The organism is Amycolatopsis sp. WQ 127309 (assembly GCF_023023025.1).
Taxonomy (GTDB): domain Bacteria; phylum Actinomycetota; class Actinomycetes; order Mycobacteriales; family Pseudonocardiaceae; genus Amycolatopsis.
Genome location: NZ_CP095481.1, coordinates 6,433,189 through 6,457,870, shown reverse-complemented (window position 1 = coordinate 6,457,870; position 24,682 = coordinate 6,433,189). Strand labels below are relative to the sequence as shown.

Here is a 24,682-nt window from a genome sequence, read left to right as displayed (position 1 = left end):
CGCGGCCGTCCATCGAGTTAACCGCTTAAGCACTCCTGGAGTCCCCATGAAGGCCGGAAGGCACCGCCGCCTGCTCGCCCCCGCCGCCGTCGTCCTCGCGCTCGGCCTCGCCCTGAGTTCGTGCTCCAGCACCGCGACCGGCACCGACGGCGTGATCATCACCGCCAACACCGGCGCGTCGGGCGCGTTCGTCCGCAACTTCAACCCGTTCCTGCCCAACCAGGCCCAGGCGGGTTACGGCGGCACGATCTACGAGTCGCTGCTGTTCTTCGACATGGCCGAACGCCGTCCGCCGGTGCCGCAGCTGGCCACCGCGGCGACCTTCTCCCCCGACGGCAAGACGCTCACCGTCACCACCCGCGACGGCGTGAAGTGGCAGGACGGGCAGGCGTTCACCGCGCAGGACGTCGCCTTCACCTTCGACGCCATGATCAAGCACCCCGAGCTCAACACCAACGGGCTGACGCTGGCCGCCGCGACCGCGCCGGACGACCACACCGCGAAGATCACCTTCGGCCGGCCCGCGTTCAACCAGCTGTGGGGCGCGGCGGGCCGCACCCTGATCGTGCCGAAGCACATCTGGGAGAAGATCGCCGATCCCGCCACCGAGCTGAACCCGGACCCGGTCGGCACCGGGCCGTTCACCCTCGACTCGTTCTCCCCGCAGACGTTCCTGCTCAAGAAGAACCCGAACTACTGGGAGCAGGGCAAGCCGGCCATCGACGGCGTCCGCTTCATCTCCTTCAGCGACAACACGAGCGCGAACCAGTCGCTGCTGGCCGGGAAGATCGACTGGGGCAACACCTTCGTGCCCGACCCGCGGAAGAACTGGGTCGCGAAGGACCCGAAGACCCACCTCGTCCCGTCCGCCGGGATCTACCAGACCAGCCTCGTGCCGAACCTGACGGCCTGGCCGACGAACGACCTCGCCGTGCGGCAGGCGATGAACCTGGCGCTGGACCGCAAACGGATCGTCGACACCGTCTACTTCGGCATCGCCAAAGTGCCGAGCCCCGAGCTGCTGCAGACCCCGCGCGACGACGGCTTCCGGATCACCGGCCCGGTCACCCGCGACCCCGCCGCCGCGCGGGCCGCGCTGGAGAAGGCCGGCTACACCCGTGGCGCGGACGGCATCTACGTCGACAAGGGCAGCCGCCGCCTCGACGTCTCGATCAAGGTCGTCACCGGCTACACCGACTACATCCAGGCGCTGCAGCTGATGCAGCAGCAGTTCGCCGAAGCCGGGATCGCGTTGACCGTGCAGCAGGTTTCGAGCGCCCAGTTCAACTCCGACCGCTCCACCGGCACCTTCCAGCTGCTCATCGACGGCCTGGGCGGCAAGCCCGACCCGTACCAGCTCTACAACCAGGTGCTCGCCTCGGCGACGACCGCGCCGATCGGGCAGAAGGCCGCGTCGAACTGGTCGCGCTTCTCCGACCCGCAGGTCGACGCCGCGCTGGCCGCGATGGCCGGCACCGACGACGAGGCCGTGCTCAAGCAGCGCGCCCAGGAGATCGGCCGCGTGCTGGTCGACAAGCTGCCCTACGTCCCGGTCTTCCAGAACAGCCCGAACGCGACGTTCCTCGCCACGAAGGTCACCGGCTGGCCGACCGACGACAACCTCTTCGCGTTGTCGCGGGCGGACGTCTTCCCCGACACCGGGTTCGTCGCCAAGAACCTGAAGCCGGTCAAGTAGATGCGGTTCCTCGGCAAGAAGCTGATGTTCTACGCGGTCGCGCTGCTCGCGGCGCTGTCGCTGAACTTCCTCATTCCCCGCCTCGCGCCCGGCAACCCGGTGGACGCGGTGCTGGCCCGGCAGTCGTCGATGGCGCCGGTCTCCCCGGAGGCCCGGCACTCGCTGGAACTGCTGCTGGGCGTCAACGATCGCCCGCTGTGGCAGCAGTACCTGGCCTACCTCGGGCAGATCTTCACCGGCGACCTCGGCCGCTCGGTGACGTTCTTCCCGGCGCCGGTCGGGGACATCATCGGCCAGGCCCTGCCGTGGACGCTGGGCCTGGTCGGCGTGGCGACGGTCGTGTCGTTCACGCTCGGCATCTCGCTGGGCGCGCTGGCGGGCTGGTTCCGGCGCGGGGTCGTGGACTCGCTCGTCGCGGGGTCGACGATGCTCGCCGCCATCCCGTACTTCTGGCTCGCGCTGGCCGCGCTGTACTTCCTCTCGGCCGGCGTGGGCTGGTTCCCGCTCGGCCTCGGCTACGACGTCGAGATCGAGCCCGGCTGGTCGGGCGAGTTCGTCGGCGACGTCGTGTACCACGCGCTGCTGCCGGCGCTCACGATCGTCGTCAGCTCGCTGGCCGGCTGGCTGCTGGGGATGCGGAACATGATGGTGTCCACGCTCGCCGAGGACTACGTCGTCACGGCGCAGGCGAAAGGGCTCAGCCTCCGGCGGGTGATGGTCACCTACGCCGCCCGCAACGCCGTCCTGCCGAGCGTGTCCGGCGTCGCGGTGTCGCTCGGGTTCGTCGTCGGCGGCGCGATCGTCACCGAAGCCGTGTTCTCCTACCCCGGCATCGGGTTCACGCTGCTGCAGGCGGTCCGCAACAGCGACTACCCGTTGATGCAGGGCATCTTCCTGATCATCACCCTCGCGGTGCTCGGCGCGAACCTGCTGGTCGACCTGCTCTACGCGGTCATCGACCCGCGCGTGCGCACCACGGCGGAAGCAGGTGCCCGATGACCCAGGCCGTGATCACGCCCGTCCGCGGCGCCGGGCGCGTCTCCGCGCTGACCCGGCGGCCGAAGTTCCTGCTGGGCGCCGGCATCGTGGCGGTCTACGCGGCCGTCGCGGTCATCGGGCCGCTGCTGGTCGGCGACCCGCACGCGACCGGCGACGACCTGCTCGCCGGGCCGTCGGCCGCGCACCTGCTCGGCACCACCAACAACGGGCAGGACGTCTTCGCCCAGCTGATCGTCGGCTTCCGGTCGTCACTGCTGGTCGGGCTGCTCGCCGGCACGGTCACGATGCTGCTCGCCGCCCTGGTCGGCGTGGTCGGTGGGTACGCCGGCGGCTGGGCCGACGAGGTGCTCAACCTGATCGGCAACGTCTTCCTCGTCATCCCGGCCCTGCCGCTGATCGTGGTCGCCGCCAGTTACCTGCACTCCAGCGGCATCGCCGTGATCGCGCTGCTGATCGCGGTCACCAGCTGGGCCGCCTCCGCGCGGGTGCTGCGCGCCCAGACGGCGTCGCTGGCGCACCGGGACTACGTCGACGCCGTCCGCGCGTCGGGCGAACGCGGGTGGCGGATCGTCGCCGTCGAGATCCTGCCGAACCTCTACCCGATCCTGATCTCGCAGTTCGTGTTCGCGATGATCGGCGCCATCCTCGGCGAGGCCGGGCTGTCGTTCCTCGGGCTCGGGGACCTCAACTCCGTCACCTGGGGCACGATGCTGTTCTTCGCCCAGAACGGCGAAGCACTCTCCCAAGGCGCGTGGTGGTGGTTCATCCCGCCGGGCCTGTGCATCGCGGTGCTCGGCGCGGCCTTGACGCTGCTGAACATCGGCGTCGACGAACTGATCAACCCGCGGCTGCGCGTGCAGCGCCGCGGCGGCGCCCAGGGGGACATCCGATGACGCCCGTGCTCCAGGTACGCAACCTGCACGTCGACTACGAAACGGCCACCGGGCCGGTGCACGCCGTGCGCGGCGTCGACCTGGACGTCCACCGCGGCGAACTGGTCGGCATCGTAGGCGAAAGTGGTTGCGGCAAAACGACTTTGGCCTACGCGATCACGCGGCTACTGCGTGCCCCTGCCCATCTGACCGCCGGCAGCGTCACCTTCCAGGGTGTGCACGACACCGCGCCGGTCTCGGTGACGGCGCTGACCGGCGGCGCGCTGCGGAAGTTCCGCTGGGACCGGATGTCGATGGTGTTCCAGGGCGCGATGAACGCGCTCAACCCGGTCCAGCGGGTCAGCGCGCAGCTGCAGGACCTCTTCCACGCCCACCGGCCGCAGCTGACCAAGGCCGAGCGCCGGACGCGGGTGGGCGAGCTGCTGGACCTGGTCGGGCTGCCCGAGCGGGTCGCCCGCTCGTACCCGCACCAGCTGTCCGGCGGGATGCGGCAGCGCGTGATGATCGCGATGGCCCTGGCGCTGGATCCGGACGTCGTCGTGATGGACGAACCGACCACCGCGCTCGACGTCCTCGTGCAGCGGGAGATCCTCGACGCGCTCGCGGAACTGCGTCAGCGGCTCGGGTTCGCGGTCGTCTTCATCACCCACGACCTGTCGCTGCTGCTGGAGATCAGCGACCGCATCGCGGTGATGTACGCCGGGCGCGTCGTCGAACTCGGCGACAGCGTGAAGCTGCGAGAGAAACCGCAGCACCCGTACACCGCCGGGCTGCTCAACGCGTTCCCGACGCTGCGCTCGGAGCGGCGCGACCGGCACGGCATCCCCGGCCACCCGCCGGACCTGGCGGCGCCGATCGCCGGGTGCGCGTTCGCCGACCGGTGCGGGTTCGTCCGTCCCGAGTGCCCCACGACCGACGTCACGCTGCGGCCGGTGGGTGGCACCGACGTCGCCTGCCACCTCTACCAGGAGGTCTCGGCATGACCGAGCTGAGCGCGCACGACCTCGTGCGTGAGTACTCCGGGTTCCGCGCGGTCGACGGTGTCAGCTTCACCGTGACGTCCGGGCAGACCCTCGCCCTGGTCGGTGCGAGCGGCAGCGGGAAGTCCACCATCGCCCGGATGCTGTGCGGGCTGGACCGGCCCACCTCCGGCACGATCACGATCGACGGCGAACCCCGCCGCCCCGGCTACCGGGCGCTGCGGGAGTACCGCAAGCACGTGCAGCTGGTGTTCCAGGACCCGTTCGCCTCGCTCAACCCGGTCAAGCCGGTGCACCACCAGCTGGCGCGGCCCCTGCGCGTCCACGGGCTCGACGGCGACCGCCGCGCCGTGCTGGACCTGCTCGACCGCGTCCACCTGCGGCCCGCCGACCAGTACGCGGACAAGCTGCCGCACGAGCTGTCCGGCGGGCAGCGCCAGCGCGTCGCCATCGCCCGGGCCCTCGCGCCGCGACCAAAGGTGCTGCTGGCCGACGAGCCGGTGTCCATGCTGGACGTCTCGGTCCGCCTCGACATCCTGAACCTGCTGGAGGAACTCAAGCGGGACAACGACCTCGCCGTCCTCTACATCACGCACGACCTCGCCACCGCCCGGCACTTCTCGGCCACGACCATGGTGCTGAACGCCGGGCGCGTCGTCGAGATCGGCGACTCCGACCAGGTCATCTTCCACCCGGCGGACGACTACACCCGCCGGCTCGCCGCCGCCGCGCCCGACCCGTGGCGCTGACCCCCTCCCATCCACCAGAAGGGACCCACCTCGTGCGGATCGACCTCGGCGCCCACGACTGGACGCTGCGCGCCTGCGGACCTCTGACCCACGTCCCGATCGAGCTGGCCCGCCGGCTCGCCGAAGGCATCCCGGCGGCCGTGCCGGGCACGGTGCACACCGACCTGCTCGCCGCCGGGCTCATCCCGGATCCCTACCTCGACCGCAACGAGAACGAGCTGCAGTGGATCGGCCTCACCGGCTGGCGCTACGAGACGACGTTCGACCGCCCGGAGGCGCCCGGTGTGGTCGAGCTGGTCTTCGACGGCCTGGACACCGTCGCCGAGGTCGAGCTGAACCACCACGTCATCGCCACCACCGTCAACATGCACCGCTCCTACCGCGTCCCGGTGACCGACCTGCTCGCCGACGGCAACACCCTCGCCGTCACGTTCAGCTCCGCGGTCCGCTACGCCCGCGCCGAACGCCGTCGCCTCGGGGACCTGCCCAACCTGGGCAACGACGAGCCGTCGAACTTCATCCGCAAGATGGCCTGCAACTTCGGCTGGGACTGGGGGCCGAAGCTCGTCACCGCGGGCCTGTGGAAGACCGCGGCCCTCGACGTCTGGGACGTCGGCCGGCTGCGTCAGGTCCGGCCGCTGGTGTCGGTCACCCCCTCGGGCGACGGCGTCGTCGAGATCCACGCCGAGGTCGACGGCTCGGACGACCTCGTGCTGCGGGCCCGGGTGGCCGGGGCCGAAGTGGTCGGGCCCGCTGGATCAGCGTTGACGGTGACCGCCGAGCAGCCGCGGTTGTGGTGGCCGCACAGCATGGGCGAGCAGCCGCTGTACCCGCTCACCGTCACCCTCGAAACGCCGGAAGGGTCCATTGTAGACACGTGGTCGCGGGAGATCGGCTTCCGCACCATCGAACTCGACGAGCTGGATGGCGCGTTCACCTTCCGCGTCAACGGCGTCCCGCTGTTCGTCCGCGGCGCCAACTGGATCCCCGACGACTGCTTCCCGCACCGGATCGACGCGGCCCGTTACGACCGCCGCGTCCAGCAGGCCATCGGCGCCCGCATCGACCTGCTGCGCGTGTGGGGCGGCGGGATCTACGAAAGCGACGACTTCTACGCGGCCTGCGACCGGCGGGGGGTGCTGGTGTGGCAGGATTTCCTGTTCGCCTGCGCCGGTTACCCCGAGGACGAACCGTTGCGCGGCGAGGTCGAGGCCGAAGCCCGCGAGGCGGTCGTCCGGCTCGCGTCGCACCCGTCACTCGCCTTGTGGTGCGGCAACAACGAAAACTACATGGGCTGGTTCCACTGGGGCTGGCAGACCGAGCTCGCCGACCGGGACTGGGGCGCCGGCTACTACGAGCACCTGCTGCCCGGCATCGTCGCCGAACTCGACCCGACGCGGCCCTACATCCCCGGCAGTCCGTGGTCCGGCACCCCTGACCGCGACACCCAGGACGACGACCACGGCTGCGTGCACCTCTGGGACGTCTGGAACGAGCGCGACTTCGGCGGCTACCTCGAACGCGTCCCGCGGTTCGTCTCGGAGTTCGGCTGGCAGGCCCCGCCCGTCTGGGCCACGCTCACCGCGGCCGTCCACGACGACCCGCTGACGCCGGAGTCGCCGGGCATCCGGCACCACCAGAAGGCCAAGGACGGCAACGGGAAGCTCGCCCGCGGGCTCGCGCACCACTTCGCCGCGCCGACGTCCACAGAGGACTGGCACTACCTCACGCAGGTGACCCAGGCCCGCGCCATCCGGACCGGGATCGAGCACTTCCGCGGCCACCGGCCGCGCTGCATGGGCACGATCGTCTGGCAGCTCAACGACTGCTGGCCGGTGACGTCGTGGAGCGCGATCGACGGCGCCGAGCGGCGCAAACCGCTCTGGTACGCGTTGCGCGAGGCCTACGCCGACCGCCTGATCACCATCCAGGAGCGGGACGGCGGCCCGGCCGCGATCCTGGTCAACGACTCCGCGTCCGCTTGGGAGGCCCCCCTCGAACTGCGCCGGCTCACCGTGGACGGCGAGATCCTCGCCAAGACCGGCACCACGGTCCGGGTGCCCCCGCGCGACACCGTGACACTGCCGTTCGGCGACGTCGGCGTGGCCGGGGACCCGGCACGGGAACTGCTGGTCGCCGACACGGGCGCCGAGCGCGCGCTCCGGTTCCTGGCCGCCGACCTCGACATCGCCTACCCCGAGCCCCGGTTCGACACCGCCGTCACCCGGACCGCGACGGGCTACGACGTCACCGTCACCGCGCGGTCCCTGGTCCACGAGCTGGCGGTGTTCGCCGACCGGCTGGCGCCCGACGCCGAAGCCGACCAGTGCCTGCTCACGCTGCTGCCCGGGGACCACGCGACGATCCGGGTGTCGACGCGCTACCAGCTCGATCCGGCGCGGCTGACCGCGCGTCCCGTGCTGCGCTGCCTCAACGACTGAGGGTCAGGAGTCGGTGGTCTTCGCGCACGACACCGGCTGCCCGGGCCCCGGCGCGGTGGCCCGGGCCAGCTCCCGCTGGGCGTCCAGCAGGATGCGGCAGGTGAGCGTGAGGCCGCCGGTCGGCGTGGCGGTGATCTCCGCCTTCTGACCGGCGGCCACCACCACGTCCTGCTTCCACGGCACGCCGACCGGGCCCTGGACGCTCTGCTGCGCGACCTCGTCCTTGTAGCGGTCGGGCGAGTTCGCGTAGCCGACCTTCGCCAGCGTCCCGTTGTCCTGCCCGGTCACCTCGTAGGTGATGGCCCACGACTTGCCGGTCGGGTTCGAGCACCCGGCGACGCCGACCAGCGCGCCGCAGAGAACCACCGTCCCGGCCACTCCCCTGATGTCCATGCCCCGACGGTAGAGCCGGCACCCCGTCCCGGCATCGCACCGAAGACTGACATCCGATAGTGCGATGGTCGTAGCCCCGCGCGATCTTGACATCTATGGAACGCCGTTCCAGACTGGCGGCATGCGATGGCAGCCGACGTGGACCCAGGCGATGACGGACTTCCGCGGCGAGGACGAGGAGCCGCCCTTCGCCGACGTCACCGTCCGCATGACAGTGCCCGCGAGCATCGGCGGCCACCACGTCCGGGCGGAGCTGAGCAACCGGTTCGGGGACGAGCCCGCCGTGATCGGCCACGGCGCGATCGGCGTCGGCGGCCACTGGCTCGACGTCACCTTCGACGGGCAGCGCACCACGAAGATCCCGGCCGGCGAGTCGCGGTGGACCGACCCGGTCGAGCTGGCCGTCGGCCACGGCGACCACGTCGAGGTCGACCTGTATTTGCCCGAGCCGACGCCTTACGCGACCGCGAACGGCTTCCGGTTCCAGCGTTCGACGACCCCGGGAGACGTCGTGGGGTCGCGGCGGTTCCCGGCGGCCGAGACCGGGCTCGCGTCCGAGGGAACCGGGTGGTCCCTGCCGTCCGGCGGCCCGTTCCTGCGCGCCGTCGAGGTCGCCGGCGCGCAGGCCGCCGCGGTGATCGTGTGCTTCGGCGCGTCCATCACCACCATGGGCTGGCCGCAGCTCACCGCCGCCCGGTTTCCCGCCGAGGCTCGGATCGCCGTCCTGAACCGCGGGATCCCGGGCAACCGGATCCGGCACGACGCCCCGGCGGCCCACCCGTCCTGGGGCCGGTCGGGACTGTCCCGGTTCGACGACGACGTCCTCGGCACCACCGGCGTCACCCACGTGATGCTCGCCCACGCGGGCAACGACATCGGTCTCCCGGGGGAGCACGCGCCGCTCGGCGAGCTGCCCACGGCCGCGCAGCAGATCGACGCCTACCGGCAGCTCGTCGACCGGGCGACCGCGGCCGGGCTCGGCGTCGCGCTCGCCACGATCACGCCCATGGCGCCCGGGCCGGCCGGCGACCGGGAGCGGATCCGCCGTGCGGTGAACGACTGGATCCGGACGTCGGGCCACGAGTTCGCCGACTTCGACGCGGTGCTCCGCTCCGCGGCGGACCCCGCGCGCATGGCGGCCGAGTACGACGCCGGCGACCACCAGCACCCCAACGTCACCGGCGAAAACCTCCTCGCCGGCGCGATGACCGAAGTCATCCAGCGGTTGCTGCGGTGAACCGGGTGCCGGGAGCACCTCCCGGCACCCGGGACGTCAGCCGCGCTGCATCTCGCCGAGCACCAGCACGCGCCCGTCGAAGTACGTGCGCTGGATGGCCGCGTTGGAGTTGCTGCCCTGCAGGTACTCCGACCACTCCATGAAGTACGTCCACTTCGGCTGCGACGCCAGCAGCTCCGGCGACGGGATCGTCCCGGTCTCCCCCAGCGCGATGGGCTTGCCGTGCGAGACGTTCAGCATCGCCTGGTAGTCCGAAGTGGACGAGTTCGCCTTCATCCAGACGTCCAGCGCCGCGACGTCGACGTAGGCGTCACCCGGGTAGTAGCTCGCGATCGAGCCCATGTTGACGTCCTTGACCGCCCAGTCCCACACGATGCTCGTGAGCCCCTTGCCCACCAGGTAGTCGTGGGTGATCCGGTAGAGGCCGGCGCTGCCGCCCAGGCCCGGGCGCCCACCCCACCACGCCCAGCTGTCGTTGAGCTCGTGCAGCGGCCGGAACAGCAGCTGGACACCCGCGTTCTGCAGCTGCTGCAGGTAGGGCACGATCTCGTCGAGCCGTGCCTTGTACCGGTTGTTGAGGTTCGAGCCGTTCGTCATCAGCTCGCTCCACTGGGCGTCGCTGAGCTTGCTCATCACGCCGGACGACCAGTCGCACGAGCTGCCCTGGGTGGGCGGGCACATGTGCCAGGTCATCGTGACGACCGCGCCGTGGCTCCATTCGAGCTTGGCCTGGTCGATCACCGCCTGCCGGTTGGCGACGTCCGAGCCGCCGAAGAAGAAGTCACCGCCCCACAGACCCGGGTACTGGCCGGTGATGTCGTGCGCCTTGCCGGTGTAGAACGACGGCTGGTTCGCGGGTTCCTTGTTGTGCTGCCCGGCGATCGTGTACTGGCCGGAGATCTGCTTGAGGTAGTTGAGGGTGCCGCCGGCCCGGGGACTGGCGACGGCGGCGCCGGGCGTGGCCAAGGCCGTGGCGACGAGCGCGGCCGCGGCGAGGATGGTGCGAGTCTTGCGCAAGCGTGGGGACACAGGCTGACTCCTCTGCGGTGAGGACGTATTAAGCGCTTAAGAATGACAGCCTCGACGTATCCCCTGTCAAGACATCCCGTGACAATCCACCGAGGCTTGTCCTGCTCATTGACAATCATTGACCGGCAATAACACCGCTGCTCTACTGGCAAGACCAGTGCTTAAGCGGTTGATCTCGGGAGCGGAGTTCGCCTTGTCCTTCAAACCCATCCTCGTCCTCGCGATCGCGGCCGCCGCCCTCTGCGCCGCCCCCGCGGCGCACGCGGCGACCGCCGGCCCGCTCACGGGCCTGGCCGGCAAGTGCGCGACGGTCACCGGCGGCGCGACCGCCGACGGCACCCGGGTCCGGCTGAGCACGTGCACGGGGTCCGGCGCGCAGAACTGGACCGTCCAGGACGACGGCACGATCCGCGCGCTCGGGAAGTGCCTCGACGTCCAGGGCGGCTCGGCCGCGAACGGCACCCCGATCCAGCTCTGGAGCTGCCTGGGCAACACGCACCAGAAGTGGAGCTACGACAGCACTTCCGGCCGGCTCGTCAACCCGGCGACGGCCGGGTGCCTCGACGTCACCGGCCAGTCGAGCACCGACGGCACGCCGTTGCAGCTGTGGACGTGCAACAACCAGACCAACCAGCGGTGGACGCTCCCGGGCGGTCCGCCACCGGCCTGCCAGCGCACCCCCGGACAGTCGGTCGTCCCGGTCGACTACGCCGGAAAGCGTTACCCCGTCACGGTCTACGTCCCCGCGAACGCCCCGGCGAGCGCGCCGCTCGTGCTCAACCTGCACGGCAGCGGCAGCACCGGCGCCGGCCAGCTGAGCTACTCGAACATGGCCGCGTCCGCCGACGGCTACCTCGCGGCGTTCCCCGAAGGGGCGATCTCCTACCAGGGCGGCCTTTCGTGGAACGTCCCGGGCGTCGGCACGCCACCGGCCGGGGCGCGCGACGACGTCGGCTTCCTCGACCAGGTCATCACGACGCTCACCGGCACGCTCTGCGCCGACCCCCACCGGACCTACCTCACCGGCTACTCCGGCGGCGGCCGGATGACGTCGGCGTTCGCGTGCGCGCGGCCCGACCGGATCGCCGCGATCGCCCCGGTGGCCGGGTTGCGCGCGGGCCGGCCGACACCCGGGAACACGTCCGTCCCGGATCCGGCGTCCTGCCGGCCGGGCGTGCCGGTCCCGGTGATCGCGTTCCACGGCAAGCAGGACGCCACCAACCCGTACGACGGCGGCGGCACCGACCTCTGGCAGTACTCGGTGCCGGTGGCGCAGCAACGCTGGGCGTCCATCGACGGCTGCGGCACCGGCCCGTCGACCACCCAGGTGAGCACGCACGTCACGCTGACGACGTACTGCGACGTGCAGCTCTACACCGTAGCCGACGGCGGCCACACCTGGCCCGGTTCCCCGCAGGCCAAGCCGGAGAACGGCAACACCACCCACGAGATCGACGCGAACACGCTCATGTGGCGGTTCTTCGCCGCGCACTCGCGCTGAAACCCGGTTTTCATCACGCCGGTTTGACATGGTCCACAGTGGACAGAAGTGGGGCAAATCCGGCTGAACCGCCCGGGGTTTCCCGCCGTGTGCAGTGGTGAGGTGGCGACCCGAAAGGAGGGGCTGATGCCCCACTTGCGCACGTCCGGACGACACCGCAAACCGGCGACGATCGGACTCGTCGCCCTGCTGGGAGTGGCAGGAGCGACCGCGACGGCGATCGCCCTGAGCAGCCCGGCGAGCAACGCGGCGACGGAGAACTGCACGGGGCTCGACACGGCACTGCAGAACAACCTGGGTTTCATCGCGAGCCAGCAGCTGACGCCGGACGCCCAGTCCCCGGCCCGCATAGCCAACCGCCAGGCGGTGGTGGACCAGATCCAGCAACGCAGGCAGGACGCGGGCTGCCAAGGAGCGGTAGCGGCCACCCAGGCGGCGGTCAACTGCGCGGCGGTAGCCGGAGCCGCGGACGAGGTCGCGGTGGCCGACCAGAAGGGCCTGGCCGGCCAGGCCGAGGACGCGGAGCAGAACGGCGCGGCGGGCAAGAACGGCGCGGCCGGCAAGATCGGTGCCGCAGGCGAGAACGGTGCCGCAGGCGAGAACGGTGCCGCAGGCGAGAACGGTGCCGCAGGCGAGAACGGTGCCGCAGGCGAGAACGGTGCCGCAGGCGAGAACGGTGCCGCAGGCGAGAACGGTGCCGCAGGCGAGAACGGTACCGCAGGCGAGAACAGCGCGGCGAGCAAGGACGGCGCAGCCCAGAAGGGCGCAGCAGGCAAGAACAGCGCGGCTGCGGGCGAGAACGGTGCAGCTCAGAAGAATGCGACCGGCGAGAACGGCGCGGCCGAGAACGGCATGGCTGCCCAGAACGGCGCAGCCGCCGAAGACGGCGCGGCACAGAACGGCATGGCCGACCAGAACGGCGCGGCGGACCAGTCCGAAGCAGCCGACCAAGCCGCGGCAGCGGACCAAGCCGCGGCGGCCGACCAGGCGTGCGCGGTCGTGCAGCAGTGCCTGACCCAGGAAGCCGCGACCGCGGACACCAACGGCATGGCCCAGCAGAACGCAACTACCGGCCAAGCCGGCGCGGCAGACCAGAACAGCATGGGCAACCAGAACGGCATGCAGAACGGTGCGGTCGATCAGAACGGTATAGCCGCTCAGCAGGGCACGGCTGACCAGAACCAGGCCGCCGACCAGAGCGGCGCCGCCCACAACGGGATGGCCGATCAGAACGGCAAGGTCGACCAGCAAGGCATGGCCGACCAGAACCAGGCAGCCGCTCAGAACGAGGCCGCCGGCCAAAACGGTGCGGCGCAGGACGGCACGGCCGGCCAGCAGGACGCGGCGGCCCAGAACGCGGCCGCCCTCCAGAATTGCGCGGCCGTCCTGAGCTGTGTGGCCCAGGCCGATCCCAACGCGGCGGCCGACCAGAACGGCATGGCCACCGGCCAGACCGGTGCGGCCGACGAAAACGGCATGGCCCAGCAGAACGGTGCGTCCGGCCAGAACGGCGCAGCCGGCCAAAAGGGTGCGGCCGGCCAAGACGGTGCAGCCAGTCAGGACGGGATGGCGGATCAGCAAGGCATGGCGGACCAGTCCCAGGTAGACCAGAACGGCATGGCCGCCGACCAGAGCGAGGCAGCTGACCAAAACGGCATGGCCCAGCAGGACGGTGCGTCCGACCAGAACGGCGCAGCCGATCAGAAGGGTGCGGCCAAGGACAAGGGCAAGGCCAAGGCGAACGCCAAGGACGCCGCCGGTCAGGCGGCCGTGGACCAAGCGGCCGCCGTCGCGGTCGACTGTGTTGCCCAGGCCGCCGAAGGTGACCAAGCCAGCGCGAACGCCGAGGCCGACAAGGGCAACCAAGCCGCCGAAGGCGACCAGGCCGGTACCGATGGCGCCGAGGTGACCCAGACCCAGGCCTCCGGTAGCGCCGAGACCGTCTGCGCCGGCTCCACCGTCACCCTCTCCGGTGAGGCCGGCTCCCCCGCGGCGTCCAGCAATCAGTTCGCCGCCGGGACCATGCTGAAGGTCACCAACCTCGACAACGGCAAGTCCATCACCGTCCCGGTTACCTCGACCTCCGGCAGTTGCGCCCTGCTCAACAACACGGCTTTCAACCAGATCCACGAAGCCGGCAAGCAGCTCATCCGCAACGCGAAGATCCAGAAGGTCGGCTGACGAACCCGGGGCGTGCGTCGGCGGGAGGTCGACGCGCGCCCCGGGTCACTGGCGAGGCTGGTGGACCTTCACGACCTCGCTCAGCCCGGACACCGTCAGAACCGGGGACAGCAACGGGGAAGCCACGAGTTCCAGGTGGTCGGCGTGGTCGAACAACACGGCGATGCCCGCGCTGTCCAGGTACTCGACGTCCGTCAGGTCCAGGACGAGCAGTTCCGTGGTCTCCTCGAGCGCCGCGGCCAGCGCCGGGGCGTTGCTCATGTCGATCTCACCGCCGGCGGCCAGGACGGTGGTGCCGTCGGGACGTCGTTGCGGGACAAGTGAAAGCGGAGTGGTCATCACACGATCCTGGTCAGCATGTCGACGGTGGTGCCGGTGGCGGTGGTGTTGATGGTGACCTCCTGCATCATCGCGCGCATGAACGTGATGCCGTGGCCGCGGGAGGAACCGGGGGCCGCGTCCGCCGCCTTCCAGCGGCCGGTGTCCGCGACCGTGAGGCGCAGGCTGTCGGCGAAGGCTTCGGCGCGGAGCAGGACGACGTCGCCCGGGGTGTCGCGGTGGCCGTGCTCGATCGCGTTGGCGCAGGCTTCGCCCGCGGCGACCAGGACGTTCTGCGCCTGCTGGGCGTCGAGCTGGCACTGGCCGAGCCAGGTGCGCAACGTCTTGCGGACGCGGCCGAGCTCGCCCGCCTCGGCCGGGAAGCTCACCTCCAGCGGCCCGGGGTGGCGGTAGAGCAGCAGGGCGACGTCGTCGTCGTAGCCCGCGGTGGGCGCCAAGCTCCGCATGAGGTCGCCGGCCAGGTCCTCGACCGCGTTCACCCGGCCGTCGTGCAGGACCTGCCCGGCCCGTTGGATTCCTTCGTCCAGCGACCGTTTTCGGCGTTCGACGAGACCGTCGGTGTACAGCAGCAGGGTCGCGCGGGCCGGGATGGTCTGGACGGCTTCGGGGCGCGTACGGCCGGGGCGGACGCCGAGGGGCAGCGACCGGCCGCCGTCGAGCAGCAGCGTTTCGCCGTCGGACAGCGCGAGGATCCCCGGCGGGTGCCCGGCCGTGCTGTAGGTCAGCTGCCCGGTCCCGGGGTCGAGCACGCCGCAGAAGACGGTGGTGCACAGCGCGCCGTCGAGCTTGGCCGCGAACTGGTCCAGGGCCATCAGCGTGTGCGCCGGCCGCGGGTCCTGCAGCAGCAGCGCGCGGCACGCGCTGCGCAGCTGCCCCATCACGGCGGCCGCGTGCAGCCCGCGGCCGACGCAGTCGCCGACGACGATCCCGATGCGCCCGTCGGCCAGCGTGACCGTGTCGTACCAGTCGCCGCCGACCTCCAGCGGCCGCGTCGCGGGTTCGTAGCGGACGGCGAACCCGGTGGGCAGGTCGGCGGGGCCGAGGATGGCCCGCTGCAGGGCGACGGCGGTCTCGCGCTGCTGGTCGATCTGGTGCGCGCGGCCCAGGCTCGGCCCGATGTGGCCGGCCAGCAGCGACAGCAGCAGCCGGTCCTCGTCGGTGAACGGACGGCGGTCGCCCAGGTCGATCAGCAGCGCCAGCCGGCCGTGGGGGTGTTCGAGCACGGTCCCGGACCACGTGTGGCCGGAAACCGGGGCCAGCAGCGAGCCCTGCCGCAGCTCGCCGAGCGCGCGGCGCTGGTCGTCAGGCAGGTTTTCCCAGGTGACGGGCGGGTCGGCGTAGGTCCGCGTGGGTTCGTCACCGGCGCCGAACACCGACGCGACGACACCTTCGGCGCGCCAGAGGTCCTTCAGCTCGCTCAGCGCGCCGGCCATCGCGTCCGTCAGCGTCGTCGCCTCGGCCAGCCGGGTGCTCATCGACGCCAGAGCGCTGTCGCGCTGGATCGCGTAGTGCTCGGCGGTGACGTCGCGGAAGGTGCCGACGATGACGGCCCGCCCGGTGTCCGGGTCCTGGGCCTGGGCGAACGCGGCGCGCGCCCACAGCCGGTGGCCGTCGCGGTGGGTGACGGGGATCGTGTAGGTGCCGTGGGTCCGGCCGAGCAGGGTCGCGAACGCCCCTTCGACCGCTCGATAGCCTTCGGGATCGGTCTCGGCGCTCGGCCACCACGGGTGCACCGGGTGGTAGGGCAGCCCGTCGGTGCTGTAGCCGAGGATGTCGGTGAACGCGGCGTTGATCTCGATCACCGCGCCGTCGGCGTCGCAGACGAAGAAGGCCTCCTGCAGCGAATCGACCAGCGCGGTGCGCCAGCGGGCCTGGTGCGTGCGCAGCCGCGCGAGCTCGACGTTGGCCCGCACCCGGGCGAGGAGCTCGGCCGCCGCGAACGGCTTGATCAGGTAGTCGTCGGCGCCGGCGCGCAGGCCTTCGATCGAGGCCTCCTGCCCGGCGCGGGCGGACAGCAGCAGCGCCGGCATCGACGCGGTGCGCGGGTCGTCGCGCAGCGCCGCGACCAGCTCGAGGCCGCCGAGCCGGGGCATCATGACGTCGCTGACCACGAGGTCGAACGCCGTCGCCCGGGCCGCTTCCAGCGCTTCCTGGCCGTCGGTGACCGCGTCGACCTGGTAACCGGCGTCGCTCAGCAGCCGCGTGAGGTACTCGCGCATGTCGGCGTTGTCGTCGGCGACGAGCACCCGGGTCGCCGACGCGGGAGCCGAGAGGGGCCGCGGCTCGCCGTCGGCGTCGGGCGTGCTGGGCAGCCAGCGCAGGGCTTCGTGGACGTAGGCGGTGGCGTCCGGGGCCTCGGTGCGGCCACCCGCCGGGACCAGCGCCTCCGCGGGCAGGTGCGCGGACCCGAACGGCAGCCGGATGGTGAAGGTGGTGCCCGCGCCCTCGACGCTGCTCGCGGTGATCGTGCCGCCGTGCAGGTCGACGATCTCCTGGACCAGCGCCAGCCCGATGCCGCTGCCTTCGGTGGAGCGGGCGCGGGCGTTCTCGATGCGGTGGAACCGCTGGAACAACCGGGGCAGCTCGCCTTCGGGGACACCGATCCCGGTGTCCGCGACCGTGACGGCCGCCTGGTCCCCGTCGGCTCGCATCGTGACGGTGATGGCGCCGTCGAAGGTGAACTTCAGCGCGTTGGACAGCAGGTTGAAGATCACCTTCTCCCACAGGCCGCGGTCGAGGTACACGGGTTCGCCCAGCGGCGGGCCGTCGACGTCCAGGCGCAGCCCGGCCTTGTCGATGGCGGAGCGGAACACCCCCGCGAGCTCGGCGGTGACCTCGGCCAGGTCCACCGGTTCGAACCGGGCCTGCATGCGGCCGGCCTCGAGCCGGGAGACGTCCAGCAGGGTGTTGACGAGCTTGCCCAGCCGCAGCCCGTTGCGGTGGATGACGTCCAGCTCCCGGCCGGTGCGCTCGTCGGTGCCGCCGACGCGGGCCCGGAGCTCCTCCAGCGGGCCCATGATCAGGGTGAGCGGGGTGCGGAACTCGTGGCTGATGTTGGAGAAGAACGCCGTCTTGGCCCGGTCGAGCTCGGTCAGCTCCTCGGCGCGCCGTTGCTGGGCGTGGTAGCTGCGGGCGCCGCCGATGCCGGCCGCGAGGTGCCCGGCGACCAGCTCGACGAACCCGCGGTAGCTCTCGTCCGGCGCGCGGTAGCGGTTCAGCCCGGCCACCAGGAAGCCGTACGGCGTGCCGCCCTGCCCCGCCAGCGGGACCAGCAGCGCCTGGGTGGGCGGTTCCGGCCAGTCGCCCGCGGGCAGCTCGGTGAAGGCCGCCAGGTCGACGAGCACGGATTCGCCGCCGGGCGGGGCCGGCCACACCGCGGCGGGATCGCCGGCGGCGAGCGTGGCGGGGGCCGCGGGGTGGTCCGCGGCGATGCCGGTGGCGGCCGCGCGCCGGACGACGCCGTCGTCGCCGAAGAGGTAGGTCAGCGTGAAGGGCAGGTCGCGCCGGTTGCGGTCGAGCTGCCGGCCGGCGAAGGCCAGCGTCTGCTGCTCGGTGCGCACGACGGCCGGGTCCGAGCCCAGGTCGCGCAGCGTCGAGAGCCGCCGGTCGGCGATGACGCGGTCGGTGTCCTCGCTGACCACGCACAGCATGCCGACCACGACGCCGTCGTCGTCGCGCAGCGGGCTGTAGGAGAACGTGTGGTACGACTCCTCCGGATAACCGGACCGCTCCAGGTAGAGCAGCAGGGCCTCGTCCCAGGTCGCCTGCGCGGTGGCGAGCACGGTGGCGATCCGCGGGCCGATGTCGTCCCAGATCTCGGCCCACACCTCGCTTGCCGGGCGCCCGAGGGCCCACGGGTACTTGCGGCCCAGCGTGTCGCGCCGGTAGGCGGCGTTGCAGAAGAACGTCAGGTCCGGGCCCCAGGCCATCCACATCGAGAACCGGGACGACACGAGGATGTCCACCGCGGTCCGGAGGCTCTGCGGCCAGCCGGACGGCGGGCCGAGCGGGGTCGCCGCCCAGTCGACCGCGGCCAGGTCGCGGCCGACGTCGCCGTCGGCGAAGAACACGTCGTCGGAACCGGCCACGTACGCCCCTCCCTCACGGTGCACCCGGGCCGGTCGCCGGCCGTCTCCTCGAACTCTACGGCCCGGCCGGGCCGGGCACGAACCGGTCCCGCACCACCGCCGCTGGTCATTTCCGGAAACGCGCGGTAAAACTGTGGCCTCCCCACCGAAGAAGGTGATTTCCCGTGATGACCAAAAGGGCTTTGCCGGCGACGGCGGCCATAGTATTGCTGATTTCGGGCAGCACGAACACCGCCATTGCCGAAACTGATTCGTCCGCCGTTCACCGGGTTTCGGCCTGGTCGCCGAGCATGACGATCGGCGGCCCGAACTTCACCGACCGGACGCTGCGGATGGTCGTGCACCCCAGCGTCGGCGGTGCCGCCCTACGCGTGCACCTGTCCAACCTGCGCGGCACCACTCCCCTCGCCGTCGGCGCGGTGAGCCTCGCGCTGCAGGCCGGCGAGGCGACCGCCGTCGCGGGCTCCGGGCACGCAGTGACGTTCTCGCACGCGAAAACGTTCACGATCCCGGCGGGCCAGGAGGTCGTCAGCGATCCGGTGCCGCTGTCCGTGCAAGCGGAGCAGAACCTGCTCGTGAGCCTGTACCTGCCCCAGGCGACCAGCTCGGCGACCTGGCACTCCGACGCGTTCGACGTCTCCTACCTCTCGAAACCGGGCGACTTCGCCGCCGACACCGAAGACGGGAACTACGTCGCCGCAACGACTTCCTGGTACTACCTGTCCGGTCTGGACGTCGTCTCCCCCGCCGCGCGCGGCACCGTGGTGGCCTTCGGCGACTCCATCACCGACGGCTACAACACCCCGGCGAGTGCGTACCGCCGCTGGCCGGACGACCTCGCCCGCCGGCTGGCCGGGCCGCACCCGAGCGCCGTGGTCGACGCCGGGATCGGCGGCAACCGGGTGCTGACCGACGTGCCGAACATCTGGCAGGGCGTCAGCGCCCTCAAGCGGTTCGCCCACGACGCGCTGGCGCAACCCGGTGTCCGGACGGTGATCCTCCTGGAGGGCATCAACGACATCGGCAACAACGCCGGCCCCGGCGGCGTCCCGCTGACCGCGCAGCACCTGATCGACGGCTACCGCGAGCTGATCCGCCAGGCACACGCGGCCGGCGTGCGGATCATCGGCGCGACCATGCTGCCGGACAAGGGATCCGGCGGCTACAGCGAGCACGGCGAGACCATCCGCCAGGCGGCGAACGCCTGGATCCGCACCGGCGGGCAGTTCGACGGCGTCGTCGACTTCGACCAGGCGACGCAAGACCCCTCCGATCCCGGAGCACTGCGGGCCGGCTTCGACTCGGGTGATCACATCCACCCGAACGAAGCCGGCATGCAGGCCATGGCCGACGCGGTCGACCTGCGGCTGCTGAACCACTGAACCGCTATTCGACGCGGAAGCCGTCCACCAGGAAATAGGTTCCGCTCTTCTTGGCAACGGTCAGCGTGTGCCGCCCGGCGGCGAGCCCGGTCACCGAATAAACGGGGAATCGGCTTTGCCGCTGGGTGGTGTTCGCACTGACGGTGCCCTTGTCGGCACCGTCGAGCGTGACGCCGATATCCCCTTCGTCGGAATTGGTCTCGGTGAGGAGACTGATCCCGGTCCCGGTGAAGGTGATCGACGCGGAAGCACCGTCCTGCTGGGTGTAGTGCACCCCGTTTTCGAGGTCGCCGTAGGTGCGCGAGCCGCTCGAGGACCAGCTCCCGGTGTAGGAGATCCGCAGGTCGTCGTCGTCGAGCACCGTGCCGGGCGGGGTGCCCGGCCCGGCCGCGTCGATGATCGCCTGCGCGGCGGGCGGCCAGCGGCCGTCGGTGACCACCGTGGAGGGCGTGAGGTCGATGGCCGTGCCGTTGTTGTTGTAGCGGTCGGTGTCGGTGAAGTTGCCGTGGATCGAGTCGTCGTGGATGGTCGGCGTCCACAGGTTCAGCCACAGCGAGCCGTTGCTGAACTCCACCACGTTGTCGTGGGTGTTCCACAGCGAGCTGCCCTCGTCGTGGTAGATCATGTTGCAGCCGTTGACGCACTCGCCGAGCACGTTGCCGACGAACTCCGACGGCGACGCCTGCCCGCCGAGGGTGTAGACCGGGCCGCCGTCGAACAGCACGCCCATCACGCTGTGCACGTGGTTGCCGACGACGTGGTTGTCACCGGTGTAGGTCGTGCCGTGCAGGCACGGGTCAGCCAGGCCCTGCTGGGCCTGCAGCGCGCAGCTCGACGCCCAGCCCCAGCCCCAGCCGATCGACACGCCCGAATACGGCGTGTAGCCGATGTCGTTGTGGGACAACGTGGTCCCGCGGCTGTGGCCGACCCAGACGCCGACCGCGTCCTGGTACTCCTGGCCCGGCCGCTGCACGGTGTTGCCGGAGACGCTGTTTCCGCTGGTCATCAGCGCGGGCTGGGTCTGGTAGTAGTCGTCGACCTCGCCCACCGCGACCCCGCTGCCGCCGATGTCGGTGATCGAGCTGCCCGACACCGCCGAGCCCTGGGTCTGGTCGGCGAGGTCGATGCCGCTGGTCCCGGTGTGCTGCACGGTCACGCCGGTGAACCCGATCCGCGCGCCGCGGTGCACCTGCACGGCGGCGGGGATCCGCGTCGGGGTGCGGGTCACCGGGTCCCAGAGGATGCCGGCCTGGTTGTCGATGTAACCCGCGGTGCTCGGGGCGGTCCAGGTCGTGTAGGCGAAGGTGATCCCTTCGAAGGCGATGTCGTGCACCGGCGCGACGACGTCGGGGATGACGGTGAAGCCGTCGATCAGCAGGTAGTCGCCGCCCGCCTTGACCACGCGGACCGTGTGCTTCCCCTTGGCGAGCCCGGTGACCGAGACGACGGCCTGCTGCGCGAGCCGTTCGGTGCTCTTCGCCGACACCGTCTGGTTCTTGACGCCGTCGACGTAGACGTCGAGGTCGCCTTCGTCCGTGTTCGTCTCGGTCAGGACCTGGAGCCCGGTGCCGGTGAAGGTGTAGCTGAAGGCGTCGCCGTCGTTCTGGGTGTAGTGGACGTCGGCGCCGAGGTCGCCCAGGTGCCGGCCGTTGGAGTAGCTCCAGGCGCCGGTGTAGGTCGCGCGCCAGTCGGTGTCGTTGAGCGGCGCGAGGTGCCCGGGGGTGCCGGCGAGGTCGAGCAGCTCCGGCGCGACGGGCAGTTCGACGTCGGCCTTGGCGAGGTCCTCACCGGGCCGGGGCACGTAGTAGAGGTAACCGGCGCCGCCGTCGAGGTAGAACTGGCCGGGCGTGCCGAGCAGCTGGTAGGCGTTTTCGAGCCAGGTCACGCGGTCGAGGCTCGGCAGGCCGGCGCCGTTGAAGGGGAAGCTCGGGTCGGGCACGGAGTTGTGGTTGTTGTTCCAGCACCCGGGGTCGACGGTCAGCGCCGACCCGCCCGCGGCGCCGGGCATGATCGAGGCGAGCGGGCAGCGCAGCTGCTTCCAGCCGTTGTTGGCGACGACCTCGACGCCGGGCGCGTTCGTCCAGGACGTGTAGGTCGCGTCGGCGGTGGTGAAACCCGTGTCGGACACGGAGAACCCGCCCGGGTCCTGGGCCGTGCGGGCCCGCTGCGCGCGGACGCCGTTCACGAACAGCTCGCGGCTCGCGGTCCCCTTCGGCACCGGGGCGCGGTAAATGTTCTTGGCGGCGTCCGTCTTCCGGAAACCTCCGACCTTCAGCGCGCCGCTGAAGACCGGGGTCTGCCCGGGGGCCGCGCGGTAGACGACGCGGTGGCCCGGCGTGCCGGAGTCCTGCACGCCAAGACGCAACGGCGTGGTCAGCGAGTAGGTGCCGCCGCGCAGCTCGACCACGACGTCCCCGCGGGCGTGCCGGACGAGGTCGCGGACCCGGTCACGAGCGGCGGGGAGGGCGCACGGGGCGGCGGGACTGCAGGCGGAGCCGTGCCCGGCAGGGGCGGCGTAGAGGACGTCCGGGGGTCTTCCGGGAGTGGCGCCGACAGCCGCGACAACGGCTGCGGCGGTGACCAGGTGCGCGACGACAGTGGCGATTCGCATCGGGGTTCTCCGGCTGAGTCAGAGGGCAGACATCTGATGAATATAGCCGGACTCGCTACCTAGAGGGATACCCCGGACCAACCGGTTCGCGCACGTGAACCGGCTCTGTGTCACGGAAAACGGACGTCACGCGACAAGGCAGGACAAGATGCACTGCCACTCTTGACAGCGCAGAGTTCCTACCTTTGGGACCGCCGAGCGGTCGACGTCAGGACGCGACGGGGATTTCGGCCCACACCGTCCGGCCGCCGTCGCCGCGGTGGAAGTGGCCGCGACGGTGGGAGCACGCGGCGACCAGCGTCAGTCCGGTGCCGATCGGGGTGGGCAGCGGCACGGCCGGGTCGAACCAGGCGGCGCCGCCCGCGTCCTCGACCCCGACCCAGACCGCGGAGTCGGAGCGCAGCAGCCGGACCCGCGCCGGCCCGGCGGCGTGCCGGACGGCGTTCGTGGCCAGTTCGTTCATGATCAGCACGATGTCGGTGATCGTTTCGTCCGGGAGATCGCCGGCCGCCGCCAGCCGCTCGCGCGCCCACGATCGCACGAGCCTGATTTCTCTCGGATTCACGTCGAAGTCGAAGCTCTCACGCATCACGTTCTCAGCACCCCCGCAGTGATCGGAACACCCTCTGATTCCCCCAGCCTGACGCCTCTCACACGCGGCCGCACCAACATCGCACGAACGGACGCATCAGCTCAGGAATATCGTTCGACGATTTCGTGCGTATCCGCCGGAAAAACGGGTAGTCGACGGACATCGTCGAAGATCAGGCAGGTGAACGATGAACACCGACTTCTCGGACGAAACCGCACTAGTCCCCTATTTGCGCGCCGTCGCCACCGAACTCGGATTGCTGAACGAGGACGCCGCGGTCGAGCCCGCCGAACCGTTGTACGGCCAGATCCGCTTCGCGGGCCGCCCGGCCGACGGCCCCGCGAAACCCGAACTCCTGACCTGGGATCGCCGCCACGGCTGGCAGCTGACGGCGGCCGAGGGCAGATCCGGCTCGATGCACGTCGTCGCCACGTTCCCCGGCGAGGTCCGGCCGGCCCCGCGAGCGGTCGCCGACTTCACCCTCGACGCCTTGGCCGCGCGCGGCGAGCGGCTCATCCGCCGCCAGTGCGACGGCGACCGGCTCAGCGTCCTGCTGGACCGCTACGCCGAACCGCCGTCGAAACGGCGCCGGACGCCGGCCACGCCGGTGCGGTGGCACGGCGGGACTCCGCGTGTCGCCGACACCGCCCGCTCGCGGCTCTGAGGCCGCCGGGAGACCAGCCAGGTGGCGGCCAGCGCCAGGGCGAGCCCGGTCCCGGTCCACGCGCTGAACGGCTCGCCGAACACGAGCGTGCCCCAGATCGTGGTGGCCGCCGGCACCAGGAACATCAGCGTGTTGACGGCCGTGACGCCGACGCGGTCGAGCAGCAGCCAGTAGAGCCCGTAGCCGCCGAACGTCGCGAAGACGATCAGCCACGCCATCGCCAGCCAGAAGCGGGCCGACGCCGGTGGTAGCGCGGTGCCCGTCGCCACCGCCAGGGCCGTGAAGACGACGGCCGAGGTGGCGCAGTGGATGGCCACCGCGCGCACCGGCGACGGGCGGTCGCGGGTGCGCCGGTCGAGGAAGGTCGCCGCGACCAGGCAGCACATCCCGGCGAACGGCACCAGGTAGGCCCACAGCGGCGTGCCGTGCCCCGACGTCGCGTCCGACCAGGTCACCAGGGCGACCCCGGCCGCGCCGACACCCAGTCCGGCCCACTGCCGTCCGCTGACCGCGACGCCCAGCAGCGGCCCGGCGAGGGCGGCGGCGACGAGCGGCTGGACGCCGTCGATCAACGCCGTCGTCCCGGTGTTCACGCCCAGGCCGATGGCGCAGTAGACGGTCAGCAGGTACCCCGACTGCGACAGCACTCCGACCAGGATCTGCCGCCCCAGCCCCGCTCTCCCGCCGGCACCCGAGCGGACCAGCCACGGCGCGAGCAGCAGCGCCAGGGGCACGAACCGCCACATCAGGACCGTCGCGACCGGCGCGTCCGCGGCCCCGAGCTTCGCGCCGATGAAGCCCGACGACCAGCACGCGACGAACAGCGCGCCGAGCCCGACCACCGAGCCGGGTATACCGATCTGTTTAGTCATTGGCCCAAGACTACACCGATCGGTATAGTCTCCGG

18 protein-coding genes are annotated in these 24,682 nt (G+C 71.3%); 11 read left to right on the top strand and 7 right to left on the bottom strand.

The features are described from left to right. Positions 1-46 precede the first annotated feature (46 nt). Genes MUY22_RS29520 through MUY22_RS29495 form a run of 6 tightly spaced genes read left to right on the top strand, consistent with a single transcriptional unit; the run spans position 47 to position 7,758 of the window. Positions 47-1,696: an ABC transporter substrate-binding protein gene (locus tag MUY22_RS29520; RefSeq protein ID WP_247049932.1), complete on the top strand. Its 1,650-nt coding sequence runs from the start codon at positions 47-49 to the stop codon at positions 1,694-1,696. Continuing rightward, entirely contained in the window at positions 1,697-2,695 is a 999-nt protein-coding gene (locus MUY22_RS29515) for an ABC transporter permease (protein WP_247049930.1), read from the top strand. Then, positions 2,692-3,588, top strand: coding sequence for an ABC transporter permease (locus MUY22_RS29510; RefSeq protein ID WP_247049928.1), 897 nt, complete (start codon positions 2,692-2,694; stop codon positions 3,586-3,588). Before MUY22_RS29515 ends, MUY22_RS29510 begins: the two co-directional genes overlap by 4 nt. Beyond that, entirely contained in the window at positions 3,585-4,571 is a 987-nt protein-coding gene (locus MUY22_RS29505) for an ABC transporter ATP-binding protein (protein WP_247049926.1), read from the top strand. Before MUY22_RS29510 ends, MUY22_RS29505 begins: the two co-directional genes overlap by 4 nt. After that, a complete protein-coding gene (locus MUY22_RS29500) occupies positions 4,568-5,317 on the top strand; it encodes an ABC transporter ATP-binding protein (protein WP_247049924.1) in 750 nt (249 codons plus the stop codon). The genes MUY22_RS29505 and MUY22_RS29500 overlap by 4 nt, the downstream gene beginning before the upstream one ends. 32 nt (positions 5,318-5,349) lie before the next feature. Continuing rightward, the gene (locus MUY22_RS29495) at positions 5,350-7,758 is read left to right on the top strand and encodes a glycoside hydrolase family 2 protein (RefSeq protein WP_247049922.1); all 2,409 of its coding nucleotides are present in this window, start codon (positions 5,350-5,352) and stop codon (positions 7,756-7,758) included. A 3-nt stretch (positions 7,759-7,761) separates the two neighbouring features. Here the strand turns inward: MUY22_RS29495 and MUY22_RS29490 are convergent, their stop codons facing one another. Continuing rightward, positions 7,762-8,151, bottom strand: a complete 390-nt coding sequence (locus MUY22_RS29490; RefSeq protein ID WP_247049920.1) for a hypothetical protein — start codon at positions 8,149-8,151, stop codon at positions 7,762-7,764. Between the two features lie 121 nt (positions 8,152-8,272). Here MUY22_RS29490 and MUY22_RS29485 point away from each other — a divergent pair, with 121 nt between their 5' ends. After that, a complete protein-coding gene (locus tag MUY22_RS29485) occupies positions 8,273-9,388 on the top strand; it encodes a GDSL-type esterase/lipase family protein (RefSeq protein ID WP_247049918.1) in 1,116 nt (371 codons plus the stop codon). Positions 9,389-9,424: 36 nt separating this feature from the next. Here the strand turns inward: MUY22_RS29485 and MUY22_RS29480 are convergent, their stop codons facing one another. After that, positions 9,425-10,417, bottom strand: coding sequence for a glycoside hydrolase family 26 protein (locus tag MUY22_RS29480; protein ID WP_247049916.1), 993 nt, complete (start codon positions 10,415-10,417; stop codon positions 9,425-9,427). Positions 10,418-10,610: 193 nt separating this feature from the next. Between MUY22_RS29480 and MUY22_RS29475 the strand changes: the two genes are divergently transcribed. Together MUY22_RS29475 and MUY22_RS29470 are read left to right on the top strand one after the other, a co-directional pair. Next, entirely contained in the window at positions 10,611-11,918 is a 1,308-nt protein-coding gene (locus MUY22_RS29475; RefSeq protein WP_247049914.1) for an RICIN domain-containing protein, read from the top strand. 126 nt (positions 11,919-12,044) lie between these two features. Next, entirely contained in the window at positions 12,045-14,099 is a 2,055-nt protein-coding gene (locus MUY22_RS29470) for a septal ring lytic transglycosylase RlpA family protein (RefSeq protein ID WP_247049912.1), read from the top strand. A gap of 45 nt (positions 14,100-14,144) precedes the next feature. Here MUY22_RS29470 and MUY22_RS29465 read toward each other — a convergent pair whose 3' ends face one another. Together MUY22_RS29465 and MUY22_RS29460 are read right to left on the bottom strand one after the other, a co-directional pair. Further along, positions 14,145-14,438, bottom strand: coding sequence for an STAS domain-containing protein (locus MUY22_RS29465; protein WP_247049910.1), 294 nt, complete (start codon positions 14,436-14,438; stop codon positions 14,145-14,147). Then, positions 14,438-18,526 carry a SpoIIE family protein phosphatase gene (locus MUY22_RS29460; RefSeq protein ID WP_247049909.1) on the bottom strand — a complete coding sequence of 1,363 codons (4,089 nt, stop codon included), beginning with the start codon at positions 18,524-18,526 and terminating at the stop codon, positions 14,438-14,440. Before MUY22_RS29460 ends, MUY22_RS29465 begins: the two co-directional genes overlap by 1 nt. A gap of 290 nt (positions 18,527-18,816) precedes the next feature. Between MUY22_RS29460 and MUY22_RS29455 the strand changes: the two genes are divergently transcribed. After that, the gene (locus MUY22_RS29455; RefSeq protein ID WP_247049907.1) at positions 18,817-19,908 is read left to right on the top strand and encodes an SGNH/GDSL hydrolase family protein; all 1,092 of its coding nucleotides are present in this window, start codon (positions 18,817-18,819) and stop codon (positions 19,906-19,908) included. 4 nt (positions 19,909-19,912) lie between these two features. Here MUY22_RS29455 and MUY22_RS29450 read toward each other — a convergent pair whose 3' ends face one another. Together MUY22_RS29450 and MUY22_RS29445 are read right to left on the bottom strand one after the other, a co-directional pair. After that, positions 19,913-22,519, bottom strand: coding sequence for a hypothetical protein (locus tag MUY22_RS29450; protein WP_247049906.1), 2,607 nt, complete (start codon positions 22,517-22,519; stop codon positions 19,913-19,915). 208 nt (positions 22,520-22,727) lie between these two features. Further along, complete coding sequence (locus MUY22_RS29445) at positions 22,728-23,108, bottom strand: ATP-binding protein (RefSeq protein ID WP_256474699.1); 381 nt, start codon at positions 23,106-23,108, stop codon at positions 22,728-22,730. A 232-nt stretch (positions 23,109-23,340) separates the two neighbouring features. On the opposite strand from MUY22_RS29445, the gene MUY22_RS29440 reads away from it, so the two are divergent. Beyond that, entirely contained in the window at positions 23,341-23,775 is a 435-nt protein-coding gene (locus MUY22_RS29440) for a DUF6292 family protein (RefSeq protein ID WP_247049902.1), read from the top strand. Here MUY22_RS29440 and MUY22_RS29435 read toward each other — a convergent pair. Next, positions 23,673-24,617 carry a DMT family transporter gene (locus MUY22_RS29435; RefSeq protein ID WP_247049900.1) on the bottom strand — a complete coding sequence of 315 codons (945 nt, stop codon included), beginning with the start codon at positions 24,615-24,617 and terminating at the stop codon, positions 23,673-23,675. The two genes, MUY22_RS29440 and MUY22_RS29435, sit on opposite strands and share 103 nt — an antisense overlap. Positions 24,618-24,682 lie beyond the last annotated feature (65 nt).